This window comes from Streptomyces sp. NPDC048644, from assembly GCF_043199105.1.
In the GTDB taxonomy this organism is placed as follows: domain Bacteria; phylum Actinomycetota; class Actinomycetes; order Streptomycetales; family Streptomycetaceae; genus Streptomyces.
The window spans coordinates 118570-134068 of the sequence record NZ_JBICVO010000012.1; the positions used below are offsets into that span (position 1 = coordinate 118570).

Here is a 15499-nt window from a genome sequence, read left to right on the forward strand (position 1 = left end):
GGGGTGGTGACGCGGTCAGGTACGGACCTCCAGGAGCGGAACCAGCTGCTCCACGGGGGTCATCGAACCGTGCATGCCGGTCATCTGCGATTCGCCTGGCTCGCGCTCGCTCGCGATGATCACCATGTCGGCGTGTGCCGCCGCCACGACGTCGCCGATGCGGGCGCGGACCCGGTCGTCGACGTGCGGCCCGAACCAGCCGGCGGCGATGGCCTCGTCGCGGCTCGCCACCCACATCTGCTCGCCGACGACCTCACGCCACACGGCGAGCACGTCGGCGGCGGCACCTGGGTGGGCGTAGACGTGCCGGGCGCGTCCTTCGCCGCCCAGCAGGCGTACGCCGGCGCGCAGTTCCCAGTCCTCGTCGAAGTCGATCCGGGAGTCGGGGTCGAAGGGGATGTCGATCATGCCGTGGTCGGCGGTGACGTACAGGGCGCTGCGCGGCGGGAGTTGCTCGGCGAGCCGCTGCGCGAGGCGGTCGACGTACATCAACTGGCCGCGCCAGGCGTCGGAGTTCACGCCGTAGCGGTGTCCGTTGCCGTCGACCTCGGCGTAGTACGTGTAGACCAGCGAGCGGTCGCCTGCGGCGAGCTGCCGGGCGGCGAGGTCCATACGCTCCTCGCCGGTGAGCCTGCCGTGGAACGTCCCGCCGCTCAGGGCGATCTTGGTGAGGGGCGTCTGCTGGAAGTGCGGCGCGGACACCTGGCAGGTGTGGATGCCCGCCGCGTCGGCCTGCTGGAAGACCGTCGGGTGCGGCTGCCAGGTGTACGGGTCGGTCCAGGGCTGCCAGCGCAGCTGGTTCATCAGAGCGCCGGTCGCCGGGTTCTCGCAGGTGTAGCCGAGCAGGCCGTGGGCGCCAGGCGGCAGGCCGGTGCCGACCGAGGCGAGCGAGGTGGCGGTGGTGGAGGGGAAACCGGCGGTGAGCGGACGGCCGCTGCCGTTGAACGACGTCCCCAGGAGGGAGGTGAGGAACGGTGCCTCATCGGGGTGGGCGCGCAGCAGTTCCCAGCCGAGGCCGTCGATGAGGAAAACGCAGACGCGGTCCGCGGGGGCGAGTTCCATGGCCGTGCCGAGGCCGGGCAGGCCCTGCCCCGCGGCGATGGCGGGGAGCAGGTCGGCGAGCGAGCCGGTGCCGTAGGCGGGCGGGGGCGCGGCGAGCGGGTCGAGCGGTTCGGGTTCCGGCCAGGCGTTGGCGGTGTACACCATCAGCGGGTGCTGGTGGTGGCCGCGGTGGCCTCGGAGAGCGCCTGGGCGAAGGTGAGCGTCTCGCGGACCGAGTCGGGGCCGTCGCCCGCCTCACTGACCCGCAGCGAGAGGTCGTCGGCGGTGGAGGAGCCGGTGTAGCCGTGGTCCGCCTCGCAGTTGGGGTCGCCGCAGGTGGCGGGCTCCAGGTCGAGGCGCGCGACCGCGCCCCAGCCGATGGTGAGGACGACCTCGCGGGGCAGCTGGCCCGGAGTGTACGACTCCGGATTGGCGACCACCCGGCTCAGCACGACCGAGGAGATCCGGCCGAGCTTGACGGACTCCGTGGAGGTGGTGGCGTAGGGGGACGGCGAGGTGGCGTCGGCGGCCTGCTCGTCGGTGTGGCTGACGATGAAGCGGGTGTCGGTGAGGACCAGGACGGTCACATGGCGGCGGACCTCGTTGGCGTCGAAGGTCGTCTCCTGGTGCACCAGGTACGCCACGACCGGCTCGCCGCCGACCGCGGCTTGCACCGCCTCGGCCACGAGGGCCGGGTAATAGCCGCTGCGCTCGATCGCCGCGCGCAGCCCCTGGGTCGTCGTACCGGTCTTAGCCATGGCATCCATCTTACGGGGCGTGGCGGGGGCAGCAGGACGCGTCGGACGGGGTATTCCGCACCGGCGTGCGAGCGGCGCACCGCGCGGGCCCGGAGGCGGGCCGGACGCGGCCGGGGGCCACCCGGAGGCCGTCCGCGCGGGCGGGATCGGGGGCACGGGCATGGCCACGGCCACGGGCGGCGCGGTGCGTGCGGGTGCGGGCTCGTGCCGTCGGTTCCGCGACTCCTTGTCTCTCGTCCCCTCCTGGTCGCCCGCGTCCGGTGCGCGTCAGTAGGCGGGCAGTCGGCGGGGGCCGAGGTCGGTGGTGGCGGGCGGGCTGGCCAGCCGGACGGACGCTCCGAGGACGGACAGGCCCCGCGGGGCGACGACGACCGGTTCGAGGTCGACGCCGACGACCTCGGGGTGGTCGTCGACGAGCCGGGAGACCCGCAGCAGCAGCTGGGCCAGCGACGAGGTGTCCACGGGCTGGGATCCGCGCCAGCCGAAGAGCAGCGGGGCGGCCCGGATGGAGCGGATCTGTTCGTCGACGTCCCGGTCGGTCGCCGGGATGAGGCGGTGCGCGATGTCACCCAGGAGCTGGGAGGGGGCGCCGGCCAGGCCGAAGGAGAGCACCGCGCCGGCCGCCGGGTCGATGGCGGCGCGGATGACCGTGTCGACGCCGCGCGGCACCATCGCCTGGACGACCGGGCGCAGCTCTTCCGGTGAGCCGAGGAAGGCGGTCAGCTCCGCGTAGGTGCGGCGCAGTTCGGTCGCGTTGGCGATGTCGAGGCGGACGCCCCCGAGGTCGGAGCGGTGGCGCAGGTGGGGGGCGGTGGTCTTGAGGGCGACCGGGTAGCCGAGGTGGTCGGCGGCGCGGACGGCGGCGTCCGGGTCGGGGGCGGGCAGCGAGGGGTGGGTGGGCACGCCGTAGCGGGCGAGGAGGGCGGCGGCATCCTCGGGCGGCAGCGGAACCGAACGGCCCGCCACGGGCGCGAGCCGCTCCAGCAGCCGCTCGATGTCGGCGCCGGCCGCGGCCTCCTGGATGTCGTCGTACGCGGGCACCCGGCCCGGCTCGGCGGCTTCCCGGCGCCAGGCGGCGTAGCGGACCGCTTCGGCGAGCGCGCGGACGGCACGCTCGGCGGCGGGGTAGGCCGGGATGCGGATGCCTTCCTGGCGCGGCGCGGGACGGGGTGGGGCATCGGGCGCGGCGGGTCGGCTCATTGTGGGAGGGCCGGAGGGCGGGGCGTACCCGGGGGATGCCGGCGGCCCGGTGTCTTCCGGGGGCGGAGTCGCGTCGGGTGGGGGTTCCGTGGCGGCGGGGGCGGGGGCCGGTCCGGTGGCCGCCGGTCCGGTGGCAGGGGCGGCCAGGGCCTCGGCGACGGTGTCCATGGCCAGGTGTACGACGGCCACCGGCTTCGTCGGATCGCCCGCGGCGGCCGTGCGCAAGGAGGCGGCGAGTGCGGCGCCCTCGCCCGGGGAGATCGCGTTTCCCTCGCCCACCCAAGGGATCGCCGTGACGACGACGGCGTCGCAGCCGTCGGCCGCGAGCGTCTCGGCGAGCGCGGTGCGGAAGTCGTCCGGGGTCGCGGCGGAGGGGAGCACCCGGGGGCGCTGCGGGCGCAGCCCTTCGGTCAGGCAGGCGTCGTAGGCCAGCAGCGACAGCGCCTCGGAGTTGCCGAGGATGCCGATGCGCGGCCCGGCGGGCAGCGGCTGGGAAGCGAGCAGCAGTCCCGCGTCGATGAGTTCGGTGACCGTGTCGACGCGGATCACGCCGGCCTGGCGCATCAGGGCGGAGACGGTGCTGTCGGGGATGCGGACGGTGGGGACGGTGTGGCCGGGAGGTGCGGTGCCGTGGTGGCGCGCCCCCTTGGCGACGACGACCGGTTTGACGGCTGCGGTGCGGCGGGCGAGCCGGGTGAACTTGCGCGGGTTGCCGATCGATTCCAGGTAGAGGATCACGACGTCGGTGTCCGGGTCGTCGTACCAGTACTGGAGGAGGTCGTTCCCGGAGGCGTCGGCACGGTTGCCCGCCGAGACGAAGGTGGAGATGCCGGCGATGCCGCCGTCCCCGGGGCCGCGGTCGTGCAGCCCGCTGAGCAGGGCGATGCCGATCGCGCCTGACTGGGTGAACAGGCCGATGCGGCCGGCGCCGGGCATCATCGGTGCGAAGGAGGCGTTCAGCCTGACCCCGGGGGCGGTGTTGATCAGGCCGAAGGCGTTGGGGCCGATCAGCCGCATGCCGTAGGAGCGGGCCTGGCGCACCAGGGCGCGCTGGCGTTCCCGGCCTTCGGGCCCGGCCTCGGCGTAGCCGGACGAGAGGATCAGGACGCCCTGCACGCCGTGTTCGCCGCAGTCCTCGACGACCTCGGGGACGCGGTCGGCGGGCACCGCGATGACCGCGAGGTCGACCGGCCCGGAGATCTCCCGCAGCGAGCGCACGGCCGGTACGCCTTCCGGGTCGAGCCGGTCGGTGTCCGCGGGAAAGGCGTGGTTGACGGCGTAAGTGCGGCCGGTGAAGCCGGAGTCGAGGAGGTTGCGCAGCGCTGTGCGGCCGACGCCTCCCGGTGCGCGGCCGGTGCCCACGACGGCGACCGAGCCGGGGGCGAGCAGCCGCTGCATGGAGCGGGCTTCGGCGCGCTGTTCCCGGCCGCGCATGACGGCCATGGACTGCTCGGTGGGTTCGAGGTCGAATTCCAGCCGGACCACGCCGTCTTCGAACGTGCGCTTCTGGGTGTAGCCGGCGTCCGTGAACACCTTGATCATCTTGGTGTTCGCCGGCAGCACTTCGGCGGCGAACCTGCGGACGCCGCGTTCGCGGGCGACGGCTGCGATGTGCTCCAGGAGGGCGGAGGCGACACCGCGCCCCTGGTGGGCGTCCTGCACCAGGAAGGCGACCTCCGCCTGGTCGTCCCCGGGGTTCTTGGCGGGCAGCCCCTGGTCGTTGATCCGGTCGTAGCGGACGGTGGCGATGAACTCGCCGCCCACGGTGGCCGCCAGGCCGACCCGGTCCACGTAGTCGTGGTGGGTGAAGCGGTGCACATCGCGGTCGGAGAGGCGGGGGTAGGGCGCGAAGAAGCGGTAGTACTTCGACTCGTCCGAGACCTGTTCGTAGAAGGAGACCAGGCGTGCGGCGTCGTCGGGGGTGATCGGGCGGATCCGTGCCGTGCCGCCGTCGCGCAGCACCACGTCGGCTTCCCAGTGGGTCGGGTATGCGTGGTCCGGCGGATTCTGCATGCGGACAGCGTACGACCGGGCACCGACAACCGGCTCGGCATGCGTGCCCGCCTGCCGCCGGTCGGTCCGCGGGGGTTCGGGAGCACGCCCGGAAGCGCCACGTCCGCACTCCGGGACGGGGCACGGGCGCGCCGGAAAGGGTGGTGGGAAAGTCGGGTCGAAGGGCTGCTGGACCACGCGCCGCAGCGTGAGACACTGGTCTAGACAACCGTTACGACTTGAAGGGCAACACCATGGCTGAGCGCCGCGTCAATGTCGGTTGGGCCGAGGGTCTGCACGCCCGCCCCGCCTCGATCTTCGTCCGTGCGGCCACCGCCGCCGGCGTTCCCCTGACGATCGCCAAGACCGACGGCAACCCGGTCAACGCAGCCTCGATGCTCGCCGTTCTGAGCCTGGGCGCCCAGGGTGGCGAGGAGATCGTGCTCGCCTCCGACGCGGAGGGCGCGGACGCCGCGCTCGACCGCCTGGCGAAGCTGGTCACGGAGGGCCTGGAAGAGCTCCCCGAGACCGTCTGAGCCGCCGCGGGCTCTTCGAGTCCACCGCCTCTCGGCAAACGGCCCCGTCGCAGCGACCATCACGGTCGCCGCGACGGGGCCGTTCCGTTACAGCGGGCGCCGACGAGTGGCGGGCGGGGCGGTGGAAACCCATAAGGAATTCCGAGGCTGCTGCCGCATTCGCGGGAAGGAATGACCTACGCGCCCATATCGTGCCGGCCCGCACCCGCATCACCGAGTTCGCCGAGTTCGCCGAGTTCGCCGAGTTCGCCGGAAACAATGGAATCGCTTCCGCCCGTGATTCCCTCTCCCCCGAATTTCAACTCTTTCTGTCGACCGCACCCCGCACCCGCTATATACGTTCCCGAATACCACAGGTATACGGTCCCCTTGTTAAGAACGGACGCGCTCCGTGTTGACGGGTCGTTTCGTTTGCCTCACCGCGGGTGTGGCCGGGTGACGCAGCCGGTACCCCGGGGAGGACCGTTCGACGTGAGCCGCCATCAGGGCACGTGCCCGGTCCGCGTCACCCCTGGCGACCGCGTCCAGCACCGCGCCGTGGTCGTCCCACGCTTGCGACGACCGGGGCGGGGTCTCCACGACGTACATCCACTCGATCTTCCGCCGCAGTTGGGTCAGCAGCGCGGTCAGGCTGGGGCTGCCGGCCGCCTGGGCGAGCGTCTCGTGGAACCAGCCGTCCAGTTGCGGCAGGTCGGCCGGGTGCGCGTGACGGGTCCTTTCGCGGCCCAGCCGCACCAGGCCGCGCAGCACCTTGAGGTGGGCTTCCGTACGCCGGGTGGCCGCGCGGGCGGCGCCCAGCGGCTCCAGCAGCGCGCGCAGGTCCAGCAGGTCGGCCGCCTCCTGGGCGGTCGGTTCGGCGACGCAGGCGCCGACGTGATGCCGCGTGGTGACGAACCCTTCGGACTGCAGGGTGCGCAGCGCCTCACGGACCGGGACGCGGGAGACGCCGTAACGGGCCGCAAGAATGTCCTCGACGAGTCGCCTGCCAGGCGCCAGCGCACCGGAGACGATGTCCTCGCGAATTGCCGTGCAGACGACCTGCGCGGAAATATGGCCTCGCATCGTGGGTGCCTCCGCCGTCATTCCCGGGAAACGCCGCCGAGCGACGGCCTTTTGGCAACTCTATTCGAAGGCGGTGGCTTTTCGGATGCGTTCGTTCCTTCATGGATATCTTTTGGCCATGCGGCGCTGTGCCCGAAGGCCGCACCCGTCCGTCCGCCTGCGGATACGCCGAAGCCCCGGCCGCGGGAGGTGCCTGCGGGCGGGGCTTCGGCGTCTTCGCGTGCGGAACGTCAGACGTTGACGCCGTGCGAGCGGAGGTAGGCGATCGGGTCGATGTCCGACCCGTAGTCCGGGCCGGTGCGGGCCTCGAAGTGCAGGTGCGGGCCGGTGACGTTGCCGGTGGCGCCGGAGAGACCGATCTGCTGGCCCGGTGTGACGCTCTGGCCGACGGAGACGCCGAGCGACGACATGTGGCCGTACTGGGTGTAGGTGCCGTCGTTCATCTTGATGACGATGTTGTTGCCGTACGCGCCGCCGGCGCCGGCTTCGACGACGGTGCCCGCGCCCACGGCGTGGACGGGCGTCCCGGTGGCGGCGTGGAAGTCGATGCCGGTGTGGCTGCCGGATGACCACAGTCCGCTGGACGCCTTGTAGGCGGTGGAGACATACGAGCCGGTAACAGGCGCGACGAAGGCGTTGAGGCGCTTGCGCTCCTCCTCGCGGGCGGCACGGGCCTTGGCCTCGCGCTCCTTCTCGGCCTTCTCCTTGGCTTCCTGCGCGCGGCGCTTGGCCTCTTCGGCCTGCTTCTTGGCCTCGGCCTCGGCCTTCTCCTTCGCCGCTGCGACCTCGGCGACGGCCTGCTGCGCGTCGGCCTGCGCCGCGACGTGGTCGGCGAGTTCGTCGCCGAGGACGACCGCGTGCGCGAGGCCGGCGTCCTGGGGGCTCGCGGGGGCCGTGGCGGCCAGCGCGGGCGAGGCCACGGAGGCGACGACGCCGGTGGCGGCGAGACCGGCTATGCCGGCGATGTTGCGGGTCGTCCGCGCGGTGCGGCTCGGACGACGGTGCTTCCCGGTGGCACGGGTGAACGCCATGTGCTGGCTTGTCCTTTCCTTCCTTCTCGCCTACCGGGTTAGCTGACGGGTTCGGAGCAGGAAGGTCTCCTACGGGCTCCTCCGGAGAGGCACCCGATTCACCCCAGGGGACATGTGGGTCCCCGGCTCCCCTGGCTCGCGCCGTACGGGGACTCGGCGATGACTGTCCGGTGCCACGGTTGCGGCGTACGGCTGACGAACAGCGGGGTTGACGCTAATCGGGGCGTCTTTCGATCGGCAAACAGAACCGGCAGTTTGTGCGAAGCGCCACACCTGCACCACGCAACCAGCCGGGGAAAATGCGGACATAAAGGGGCTCCCGGGGCGGTTGAACACCCCGGGAGCCCCTGTGTCGCTCCATGGACGGCCCCCTACGGCAACCGTCCTGTCGGCACGTCAGCCGCTGACGACCGTCACCTCGCCGATGCCCAGCGCCTTGACCGGCTCGGCGATCTGCGCCGCGTCACCGACCAGGACCGTCACCAGCCGGTCCACCGGGAACGCGCTGACCACCGCGGCCGTCGCCTCGACCGTGCCGGTCTCGGCCAGCCGCGCGTACAACTGCGCCTGGAAGTCGTCCGGCAGGTGCTGCTCCACCTGGTCGGCGAGCGTCCCGGCGACCGCCGCTGCGGTCTCGTACCGGAGCGGCGCGACGCCGACGAGGTTCTGCACGGCGACGTCCCGCTCGGCGTCCGTCAGGCCCTCCGCCGCGAGGGTGCGCAGCACCGTCCACAGGTCGTCGAGCGCCGGGCCGGTGGAGGCGGTGTCCACCGAGCCGCTGATGGCGAGCATCGCGGCACCCGTGTGCCCCCCGGGGGCATCGGGCGCCGAGGAGCGCAGCACCTGGCCGAAGGCGCGCACCCCGTAGGTGTAGCCCTTCTCCTCGCGCAGCACACGGTCGAGCCGCGAGGTGAGGGTGCCGCCCAGGCAGTACGTGCCGAGCACCTGCGCGGGCCACACCCGGTCGTGCCGGTCGGCGCCGATACGGCCGATGAGCAGCTGCGTCTGGACGGCACCGGGGCGGTCCACGATCACCACGCGGCCGGTGTCGTCGGCGGTGATCGGCGAGGGGGTGACCGGTTCGGCGAGCGAGCCGGTCCAGGTGCCGAGGGTCTCGGCGAGGGCGGCGTCCACGTCGACACCGGTGAAGTCGCCGACGATGACGGCGGTGGCCGTGGCGGGGCGCACGTGGGCCTCGTAGAAGGCCCGCACCGCGGGGGCGTCGATACGCTCGACGGTCTCCTCGGTGCCCTGGCGGGGCCGCGACATCCGGGAGGCGGCCGGGAACAGCTCCCTGGACAGCGCCACCGCGGCACGCCGCGCCGGGTTGGCGAGCTCGTGCGGGATCTCGTCCAGGCGGTTGCGGACCAGACGCTCGACCTCGCTGTCGGGGAAGGCCGGGGCGCGCAGCGCGTCGGCGAGCAGGCCGAGCGCGCGGGGCAGCCGGGAGGCCGGCACTTCGAGGGAGACCCGGACACCGGGGTGGTCGGCGTGCGCGTCCAGGGTCGCGCCGCAGCGCTCCAGTTCGGCGGCGAATGCCTCGGCGTCGTGCTTGTCCGTGCCCTCGGACAGGGCGCGCGCCATGATCGTGGCAACGCCGTCGAGCCCCTCGGGCTCGGACTCCAGGGGCGCGACGATGTCGATCTCGACGGCGACGACCTGCTGCCCGGGACGGTGACTGCGCAGCACCGTAAGCCCGTTGGGCAGCGCGCCGCGCTCGGGCGCGGGGAAGGCCCACGGCTTGGGCGCGCCACCCCGGGGCTGCGGGTGGAACTCCATCGCGGTCATGGCGGAATCTGCGGTCGCGGCGTCGCTCACTGGGCCGCCTCCTCGTCGTTGTCGGCGGTCTCGTCGGCCGCGGTCGGCTCGTACACGAGCACCGCGCGGTTGTCGGGGCGCAGCCGGGCCTGGGCGATGGCCTGCACCTCCTGCGGCGTGATCTCCAGGACACGCTGCACGGCGGACAGCGCGAGCTGCGGGTCGCCGAACAGGACGGCGTAGCGGCACAGTTCGTCGGCACGGCCGCTGACCGTGGCGAGGCGGTCCAGCCACTCACGCTCCAACTGGGCCTGCGCGCGCTCCATCTCCTCCGGCGTCGGCCCCTCCGCGGCGAAGCGGGCCAGCTCCTCGTCGACGGCGCTCTCGATGTCCGGCACCGCCACGCCACCGGACGTCTTGACGTCCAGCCAGCCCAGGGACGGCGCACCGGCCAGCCGCAGCAGGCCGAAGCCGGCGGCGACGGCGCTGCGGTCGCGTCGCACCAGGCGGTTGTAGAGCCGCGAGGACTCCCCGCCGCCCAGGACGGTCAGCGCCAGGTCGGCGGCGTCGACCTCACGGGTGCCGTCGTGCGGCAGGCGGTAGGCCGCCATCAGAGCGCGGGACGGCACCTCCTCCTCGACGATCTCGCGCAGCTGGGCGCCCATGGTCTCGGGCAGTTCGCCGCTGCGCGGCGGCTGCTTGCCGTCGTGCATGGGGATCGACCCGAAGTACTTGTCGATCCACGCCAGCGTCTCCTCGGGGTCGATGTCACCGACGACCGACAGGACCGCGTTGTTGGGCGCGTAGTACGTGCGGAAGAACGCCCGCGCGTCCTCCAGGGACGCGGCATCCAGGTCGGCCATCGACCCGATGGGGGTGTGGTGGTACGGGTGGCCCTCCGGGTACGCCATGGCCGTCAGCTTCTCGAAGGCCGTGCCGTAGGGGACGTTGTCGTAGCGCTGGCGGCGCTCGTTCTTGACGACGTCCCGCTGGTTCTCCAGGGAATCGTCGTCGAGCGCGGTCAGCAGCGAGCCCATCCGGTCCGCCTCCAGCCAGAGCGCGAGCTCCAGCTCGTGGGCGGGCATGGTCTCGAAGTAGTTGGTCCGCTCGAAGCTCGTGGTGCCGTTCAGCGAGCCGCCGGCGCCCTGGACGAGCTCGAAGTGGCCGTTGCCCTTGACCTGCCCGGAACCCTGGAACATGAGGTGCTCGAAGAGGTGGGCCAGGCCCGTACGGCCCTTCACCTCGTGGCGGGAGCCGACGTCGTACCACAGGCAGACGGCCGCCACCGGCGTCAGGTGGTCTTCGGAGAGCACCACGCGCAGGCCATTGGCCAGCCGGTGCTCGGTCGCTGTCAGTCCGCCGGAGCCGGCTTGTTCTGTGGCCGTGTGACCCATGGGCATGTACGTCCCTTCGATCCGCTTGCGAGGAAGTTCTGTCACTGTATGCAAGCGCGTCGGCATCTGGCGAAGTTCCCGCCCGAGCGACCTCGTACGAGCGGTCCGCGGCCGGCGGCGGGCCGGCTGAGGGGGAGTCGCGGTCGGCGTTGTCAGTGGGGCGGTCCACAATGGTCCGCGTCAGACTCAGGCAGACTCACCGGTCGATCCCCCAGCCGGTCGGACCGGCGGCTGTTCACCCAACGGCCGGTCGACCCCACATCGGCAGTAGACGCAGCAGAAGGAGCCGCAGCCGCGATGGCCCGCCGCAGCACGAAGACCCCGCCGCCGCCGGACGACTTCGAGGAGAGAATCCTCGACATCGACGTCGTCGACGAGATGCAGGGTTCCTACCTCGAGTACGCGTATTCGGTCATCTACTCCCGCGCCCTGCCGGACGCCCGCGACGGCCTCAAGCCCGTGCACCGCCGCATCCTCTACCAGATGAACGAGATGGGCCTGCGGCCCGAACGCAGCTACGTCAAGTGCGCCCGGGTCGTCGGCGAGGTGATGGGTAAGCTCCACCCGCACGGTGACGCCTCCATCTACGACGCGCTGGTGCGCATGGCGCAGCCGTTCTCGATGCGGCTGCCCCTGGTCGACGGCCACGGCAACTTCGGCTCGCTCGGCAACGACGACCCGCCCGCCGCGATGCGGTACACCGAGTGCCGGATGGCGTCGGCGACATCCTTGATGACGGAGTCCATCGACGAGGACACCGTCGACTTCGCGCCGAACTACGACGGCCAGGAGCAGGAGCCGGTCGCCCTCCCCGCCGCGTACCCCAACCTCCTGGTCAACGGCGCGTCCGGCATCGCGGTGGGAATGGCGACGAACATGCCGCCGCACAACCTCGGCGAGGTGATCGCCGCGGCCCGCCACCTGATCAAGCATCCGAACGCCGACCTCGAAACCCTGATGCGCTTCGTGCCGGGGCCCGACCTGCCGACGGGCGGCCGGATCGTCGGCCTTGGCGGCGTACGGGACGCGTACGAGAAGGGCCGCGGCTCGTTCAAGATCCGCGCCACCGTGGCCGTGGAGAACGTCACGGCGCGCCGCAAGGGGCTGGTCATCACCGAACTCCCCTTCACCGTGGGCCCCGAGAAGGTCATCTCCAAGATCAAGGACCTGGTCGGTTCGAAGCGGCTGCAGGGCATCGCCGACGTCAAGGACCTCACCGACCGCGAACACGGCCTGCGCCTGGTCATCGAGATCAAGAACGGCTTCAACCCGGAAGCCGTCCTGGAGCAGCTCTACAAGCTGACGCCGGTGGAGGAGTCCTTCGGCATCAACAACGTCGCCCTGGTGGACGGCCAGCCGCTGACGCTGGGCCTCAAGGAGCTGCTCGAGGTCTACGTCGACCACCGCTTCAACGTGGTGCGGCGGCGCAGCGAGTTCCGCCGTGCCAAGCGACGCGACCGTCTCCACCTGGTGGAGGGACTGCTCACCGCCCTCGTCGACATCGACGAGGTCATCCGGCTCATCCGGTCCAGCGAGAACAGCGCCCAGGCCAAGGAACGGCTGATCGAGCGCTTCTCGCTCAGCGACATCCAGACGCAGTACATCCTCGACACCCCGCTGCGCCGGCTGACCAAGTTCGACCGCGTCGAGCTGGAGTCGGAGCGCGACCGCCTGCAGACCGAGATCGAGGAACTGACCCGCATCCTGGAGTCGGACACCGAGCTGCGCAAGCTGGTCTCCGGCGAACTGGCCGCCGTCGCCAAGAAGTACGGCACGGACCGCCGTACGGTGCTGCTGGAGTCGGCGGGCACCTCGGTCGCCTCGGTGCCGCTGGAGGTCTCCGACGACCCGTGCCGGGTGCTGCTGTCGTCGACCGGGCTGCTGGCCCGCACGGCAGGCGGCGACGTGCCGTTCGACGCCGACGCCAAGCGCGTCAAGCACGACGCCATCGTCTCCGCGGTGCCGGCGACGACCCGCGGCGAGGTCGGCGCCGTGACGTCAACGGGCCGGCTGCTGCGCCTCCCGGTGATCGATCTGCCGCAGCTCCCGGACACCGCCGCCGCCCCCAGCCTCTCCGGCGGCGCCCCGCTCGCGGAGTTCCTGACGCTGGAGGACGGCGAACAGCTGATCTGCCTGACGACGCTGGACGAGTCCTCACCCGGCCTCGCGCTCGGCACCGAACAGGGCGTCGTCAAGCGGGTGGTGCCCGACTACCCGGCGCACAAGGACGAGTTGGAGGTCATCACCCTCAAGGAGGGCGACCGCATCGTCGGCGCCGTCGAGCTGCGCACCGGCGAGGAAGACCTGGTCTTCATCACCAACGAGGCCCAACTGCTGCGCTACCAGGCGGCGCAGGTACGTCCGCAGGGCCGTCCTGCGGGCGGCATGACGGGCATCAAGCTCGGCGACGGCGCGAAGGTCATCGCCTTCGGCGCGGTCGATCCGGCCGCCGACGCCATGGTCTTCACCATCGCCGGATCGCACGGCACCCTGGACGACTCGGAGGCGACGGCCAAGCTGACGCCGTTCGACCAGTACCCGCGCAAGGGCCGGGCGACCGGCGGCGTGCGCTGCCAGCGCTTCCTGAAGGGCGAGGACTGCCTGACCTTCGCCTGGGCCGGAGCCGCACCTGCCCATGCCGCGGACGCCAAGGGCTCCCCGGTGAGCCTGCCCGAGGTGGATCCGCGCCGGGACGGCTCGGGCGTGCCGCTCACCAAGACGGTGTCGGCAGTGGCGGGCCCGGTGTAGCAACATCCGGCGGCCGAGGCCGCGCTGCGGCCGTTGGGCAGCTGCCCCGTAGGACGGGCACCACCACCCGACGGCCGCGGCGCGGCCTTCGCGTTGTCTTTCTTCTCCGGCCTCCGGGCGTGATCCGCACGGTGGTTGCTGCTACCACCAGGTGTTGTGCCGGACATGCCGGGCTGCCCTCCGGGCCCACGGCCTCAGCCGCCCGGCCATCTACCACTCAGCGGCTTCCTGGCCGGCGACGTACCGCAGCACACCCCACATGCTCCGCTCCAAGAAGTCGTCATCCGGGGCGGCGGGGTGATGTCCGGCGGCGCTGGTGTCCGTGTCCGCCGTGCGCGGCGCAGCATCACCTGCCGCAACGTGGCGACAGCCCTCCAACTCCTTGCGCAGCGCCGCCGCATCAATCCCACTGCCGATCAGCACAAGCTGCGTACTGCGGACCTCGCCGCGCTCCCAAGCCGACGGGTAGAACCGCAAGAAGTCGCCGACCGCATGCAGGCCGAACTTCTGCCTGCTACCCGGCACATCAAAGTGAACGAACCCCTTGATGCGGTACAGGCCGACGGGACGACTGTCGAGAAACTCCATCAACCGACGCGGATGCATCGGCTGTTCCGACGTGAACTCCACGCTCTCGTAGGCGCTGTGCAGATGCCCGGTGTGACAGCCGCCGGAACACTGCTCACCAGTGACGTGAGTGTGCCCGTCGCGCACACCTGAGTCGACATGTCGACTGAGCTGATCCCCCGGCAGTCCCTGGCCGCCATGCGGCTGTGCTCCATGGGCCAGCAACTGCGCGTCGCCCCTCAGCTCATCGCTGTCCGGGGTGTTGCCGTACGGGCTGCCGTCGTACGGATCGTTGCTGTGCTGATCGGCGTATCCGTACGAGGACCGAACGCCCGATACGTGGTCCGATGGATCGGTGCTACCGGCAACCGCCGTCCGGTAGGCAGCTGTCTCCCTCAGCAGGTCCTCGAACGACAGCTGGCGCACAGCCTCATCGTTGTCCTCACCTGGCCCGCGGTCGAAGAACAGCTCCGGATCGACCCGCCCGTACGCCGCGCTGATCACCGGCCGCCCCGGAGCAAGCTCCGCCAGCGTGTCCCTGAGCTGTGCTCGTCTCGCGTCTCCGATGCGATCGGCCTTGTTGAGCACGACAATGTCAGCGATCGCCACGTGACGGTCGAGCTCCGGGTGGCGGGCACGTGTCGCTTCGAACTCTGCCGCGTCGACGACCTCGACCAGCCCGCCGTAGACGATGCGGCTGTTCTCACTGGCCAGGATCATGCGGATGACTTCTTGCGGTTCGGCCAAGCCACTTGCCTCGATGACGATCACGTCGATACGAGCCGCAGGCCGGGCGAGGCGCTCCAGATAGTCGTCCAGTTCGCTGGTGTCGACAGCGCAACACAGGCAACCGTTGCCGAGCGACACCATCGAGTCCACCTGACCGGCGACGGTCATCGCATCGATTTCGATGCTGCCGAAGTCATTGACGATCGCGCCGATACGCGTTCCGTCGCCGGCGGCGAGCAGATGATTGAGCAGCGTCGTCTTGCCCGACCCCAGAAAGCCCGCGAGGACGACAACCGGAATCTGTTGCGTGGCCAAGGGATGCGCCTCCATGGTGCGGGCGCCGGGCCGAGCTGCGGATGGCGAACCGTACGAACCGGCGGCGAACGAGCTGTCGATCGTAACGGACCGCCGAAGCCGAAACAGGCCCGATCCCCACCCCTACGCCTGGTCGTCCCGCGACCAGCCTCCCCCTGGACCGAACGATCCAGCACAACACCCTGCAGAGCCACTGCCACGACCAGCAGGTCCGTAAGAACCGACGCGAGGGAGCGCTCGGTACCGCAGCGCTGCTCGCCACCGTCAGTGATCGAACGGTCAGTTGCTCCTCACACCTGCGCGCCGGGCACGATCAACGTCACCGCTCTCGCTGCCCGCGGGCCTGCCTAGGCCCCGTGCCCCTGGGC

At 71.5% G+C, this 15499-nt stretch carries 10 protein-coding genes and 1 riboswitch; of the genes, 2 read left to right on the forward strand and 8 right to left on the reverse strand.

Annotated elements, in window-relative coordinates; genetic code table 11:
• Window positions 1-15: 15 nt before the first annotated feature.
• The 3 genes from ACGFNI_RS25525 to ACGFNI_RS25535 form a co-directional block, all read right to left on the reverse strand.
• Window positions 16-1206 carry an alkaline phosphatase family protein gene (locus ACGFNI_RS25525; RefSeq protein WP_393686967.1) on the reverse strand — a complete coding sequence of 397 codons (1191 nt, stop codon included), beginning with the start codon at window positions 1204-1206 and terminating at the stop codon, window positions 16-18.
• Window positions 1206-1799 (reverse strand): DUF5998 family protein, encoded by a 594-nt coding sequence (locus tag ACGFNI_RS25530; protein WP_393686968.1) that lies wholly within the window; start codon window positions 1797-1799, stop codon window positions 1206-1208. Before ACGFNI_RS25530 ends, ACGFNI_RS25525 begins: the two co-directional genes overlap by 1 nt.
• A 267-nt stretch (window positions 1800-2066) precedes the next feature.
• Window positions 2067-5012: a GNAT family N-acetyltransferase gene (locus tag ACGFNI_RS25535; protein ID WP_393686969.1), complete on the reverse strand. Its 2946-nt coding sequence runs from the start codon at window positions 5010-5012 to the stop codon at window positions 2067-2069.
• A 233-nt stretch (window positions 5013-5245) separates the two neighbouring features.
• Here ACGFNI_RS25535 and ACGFNI_RS25540 point away from each other — a divergent pair, with 233 nt between their 5' ends.
• A complete protein-coding gene (locus ACGFNI_RS25540; protein ID WP_393686970.1) occupies window positions 5246-5527 on the forward strand; it encodes an HPr family phosphocarrier protein in 282 nt (93 codons plus the stop codon).
• Window positions 5528-5899: 372 nt separating this feature from the next.
• Here the strand turns inward: ACGFNI_RS25540 and ACGFNI_RS25545 are convergent, their stop codons facing one another.
• The 4 genes from ACGFNI_RS25545 to ACGFNI_RS25560 all read right to left on the reverse strand — a co-directional run bounded on the left by ACGFNI_RS25545 (window position 5900) and on the right by ACGFNI_RS25560 (window position 10772).
• Window positions 5900-6589, reverse strand: coding sequence for a GntR family transcriptional regulator (locus ACGFNI_RS25545; RefSeq protein ID WP_393686971.1), 690 nt, complete (start codon window positions 6587-6589; stop codon window positions 5900-5902).
• 230 nt (window positions 6590-6819) lie between these two features.
• Window positions 6820-7620, reverse strand: a complete 801-nt coding sequence (locus ACGFNI_RS25550; RefSeq protein WP_393686972.1) for a M23 family metallopeptidase — start codon at window positions 7618-7620, stop codon at window positions 6820-6822.
• Between the two features lie 12 nt (window positions 7621-7632).
• A riboswitch (cyclic di-AMP (ydaO/yuaA leader) is annotated at window positions 7633-7789 on the reverse strand.
• Window positions 7790-8016: 227 nt separating this feature from the next.
• Complete coding sequence (locus ACGFNI_RS25555) at window positions 8017-9399, reverse strand: M16 family metallopeptidase (protein WP_393687062.1); 1383 nt, start codon at window positions 9397-9399, stop codon at window positions 8017-8019.
• Between the two features lie 35 nt (window positions 9400-9434).
• Window positions 9435-10772 (reverse strand): M16 family metallopeptidase, encoded by a 1338-nt coding sequence (locus ACGFNI_RS25560; protein WP_393687063.1) that lies wholly within the window; start codon window positions 10770-10772, stop codon window positions 9435-9437.
• A 297-nt stretch (window positions 10773-11069) separates the two neighbouring features.
• On the opposite strand from ACGFNI_RS25560, the gene ACGFNI_RS25565 reads away from it, so the two are divergent.
• The gene (locus ACGFNI_RS25565) at window positions 11070-13520 is read left to right on the forward strand and encodes a DNA topoisomerase (ATP-hydrolyzing) subunit A (RefSeq protein ID WP_393686973.1); all 2451 of its coding nucleotides are present in this window, start codon (window positions 11070-11072) and stop codon (window positions 13518-13520) included.
• Between the two features lie 210 nt (window positions 13521-13730).
• Here the strand turns inward: ACGFNI_RS25565 and ACGFNI_RS25570 are convergent, their stop codons facing one another.
• Window positions 13731-15131 (reverse strand): CobW family GTP-binding protein, encoded by a 1401-nt coding sequence (locus ACGFNI_RS25570; protein WP_393686974.1) that lies wholly within the window; start codon window positions 15129-15131, stop codon window positions 13731-13733.
• Between the last annotated feature and the right edge of the window lie 368 nt (window positions 15132-15499).

Bases quoted from the DNA above. Each gene is read 5' to 3' on its own strand.
- ACGFNI_RS25540 (WP_393686970.1), top strand. From the start codon at position 5,246: ATGGCTGAGCGCCGCGTCAATGTCGGTTGGGCCGAGGGTCTGCACGCC.
- ACGFNI_RS25560 (WP_393687063.1), bottom strand. From the start codon at position 10,772: ATGGGTCACACGGCCACAGAACAAGCCGGCTCCGGCGGACTGACAGCG.
- ACGFNI_RS25565 (WP_393686973.1), top strand. From the start codon at position 11,070: ATGGCCCGCCGCAGCACGAAGACCCCGCCGCCGCCGGACGACTTCGAG.
- ACGFNI_RS25525 (WP_393686967.1), bottom strand. From the start codon at position 1,206: ATGGTGTACACCGCCAACGCCTGGCCGGAACCCGAACCGCTCGACCCG.
- ACGFNI_RS25555 (WP_393687062.1), bottom strand. From the start codon at position 9,399: ATGGAGTTCCACCCGCAGCCCCGGGGTGGCGCGCCCAAGCCGTGGGCC.
- ACGFNI_RS25550 (WP_393686972.1), bottom strand. From the start codon at position 7,620: ATGGCGTTCACCCGTGCCACCGGGAAGCACCGTCGTCCGAGCCGCACC.
- ACGFNI_RS25545 (WP_393686971.1), bottom strand. From the start codon at position 6,589: ATGCGAGGCCATATTTCCGCGCAGGTCGTCTGCACGGCAATTCGCGAG.
- ACGFNI_RS25535 (WP_393686969.1), bottom strand. From the start codon at position 5,012: ATGCAGAATCCGCCGGACCACGCATACCCGACCCACTGGGAAGCCGAC.
- ACGFNI_RS25530 (WP_393686968.1), bottom strand. From the start codon at position 1,799: ATGGCTAAGACCGGTACGACGACCCAGGGGCTGCGCGCGGCGATCGAG.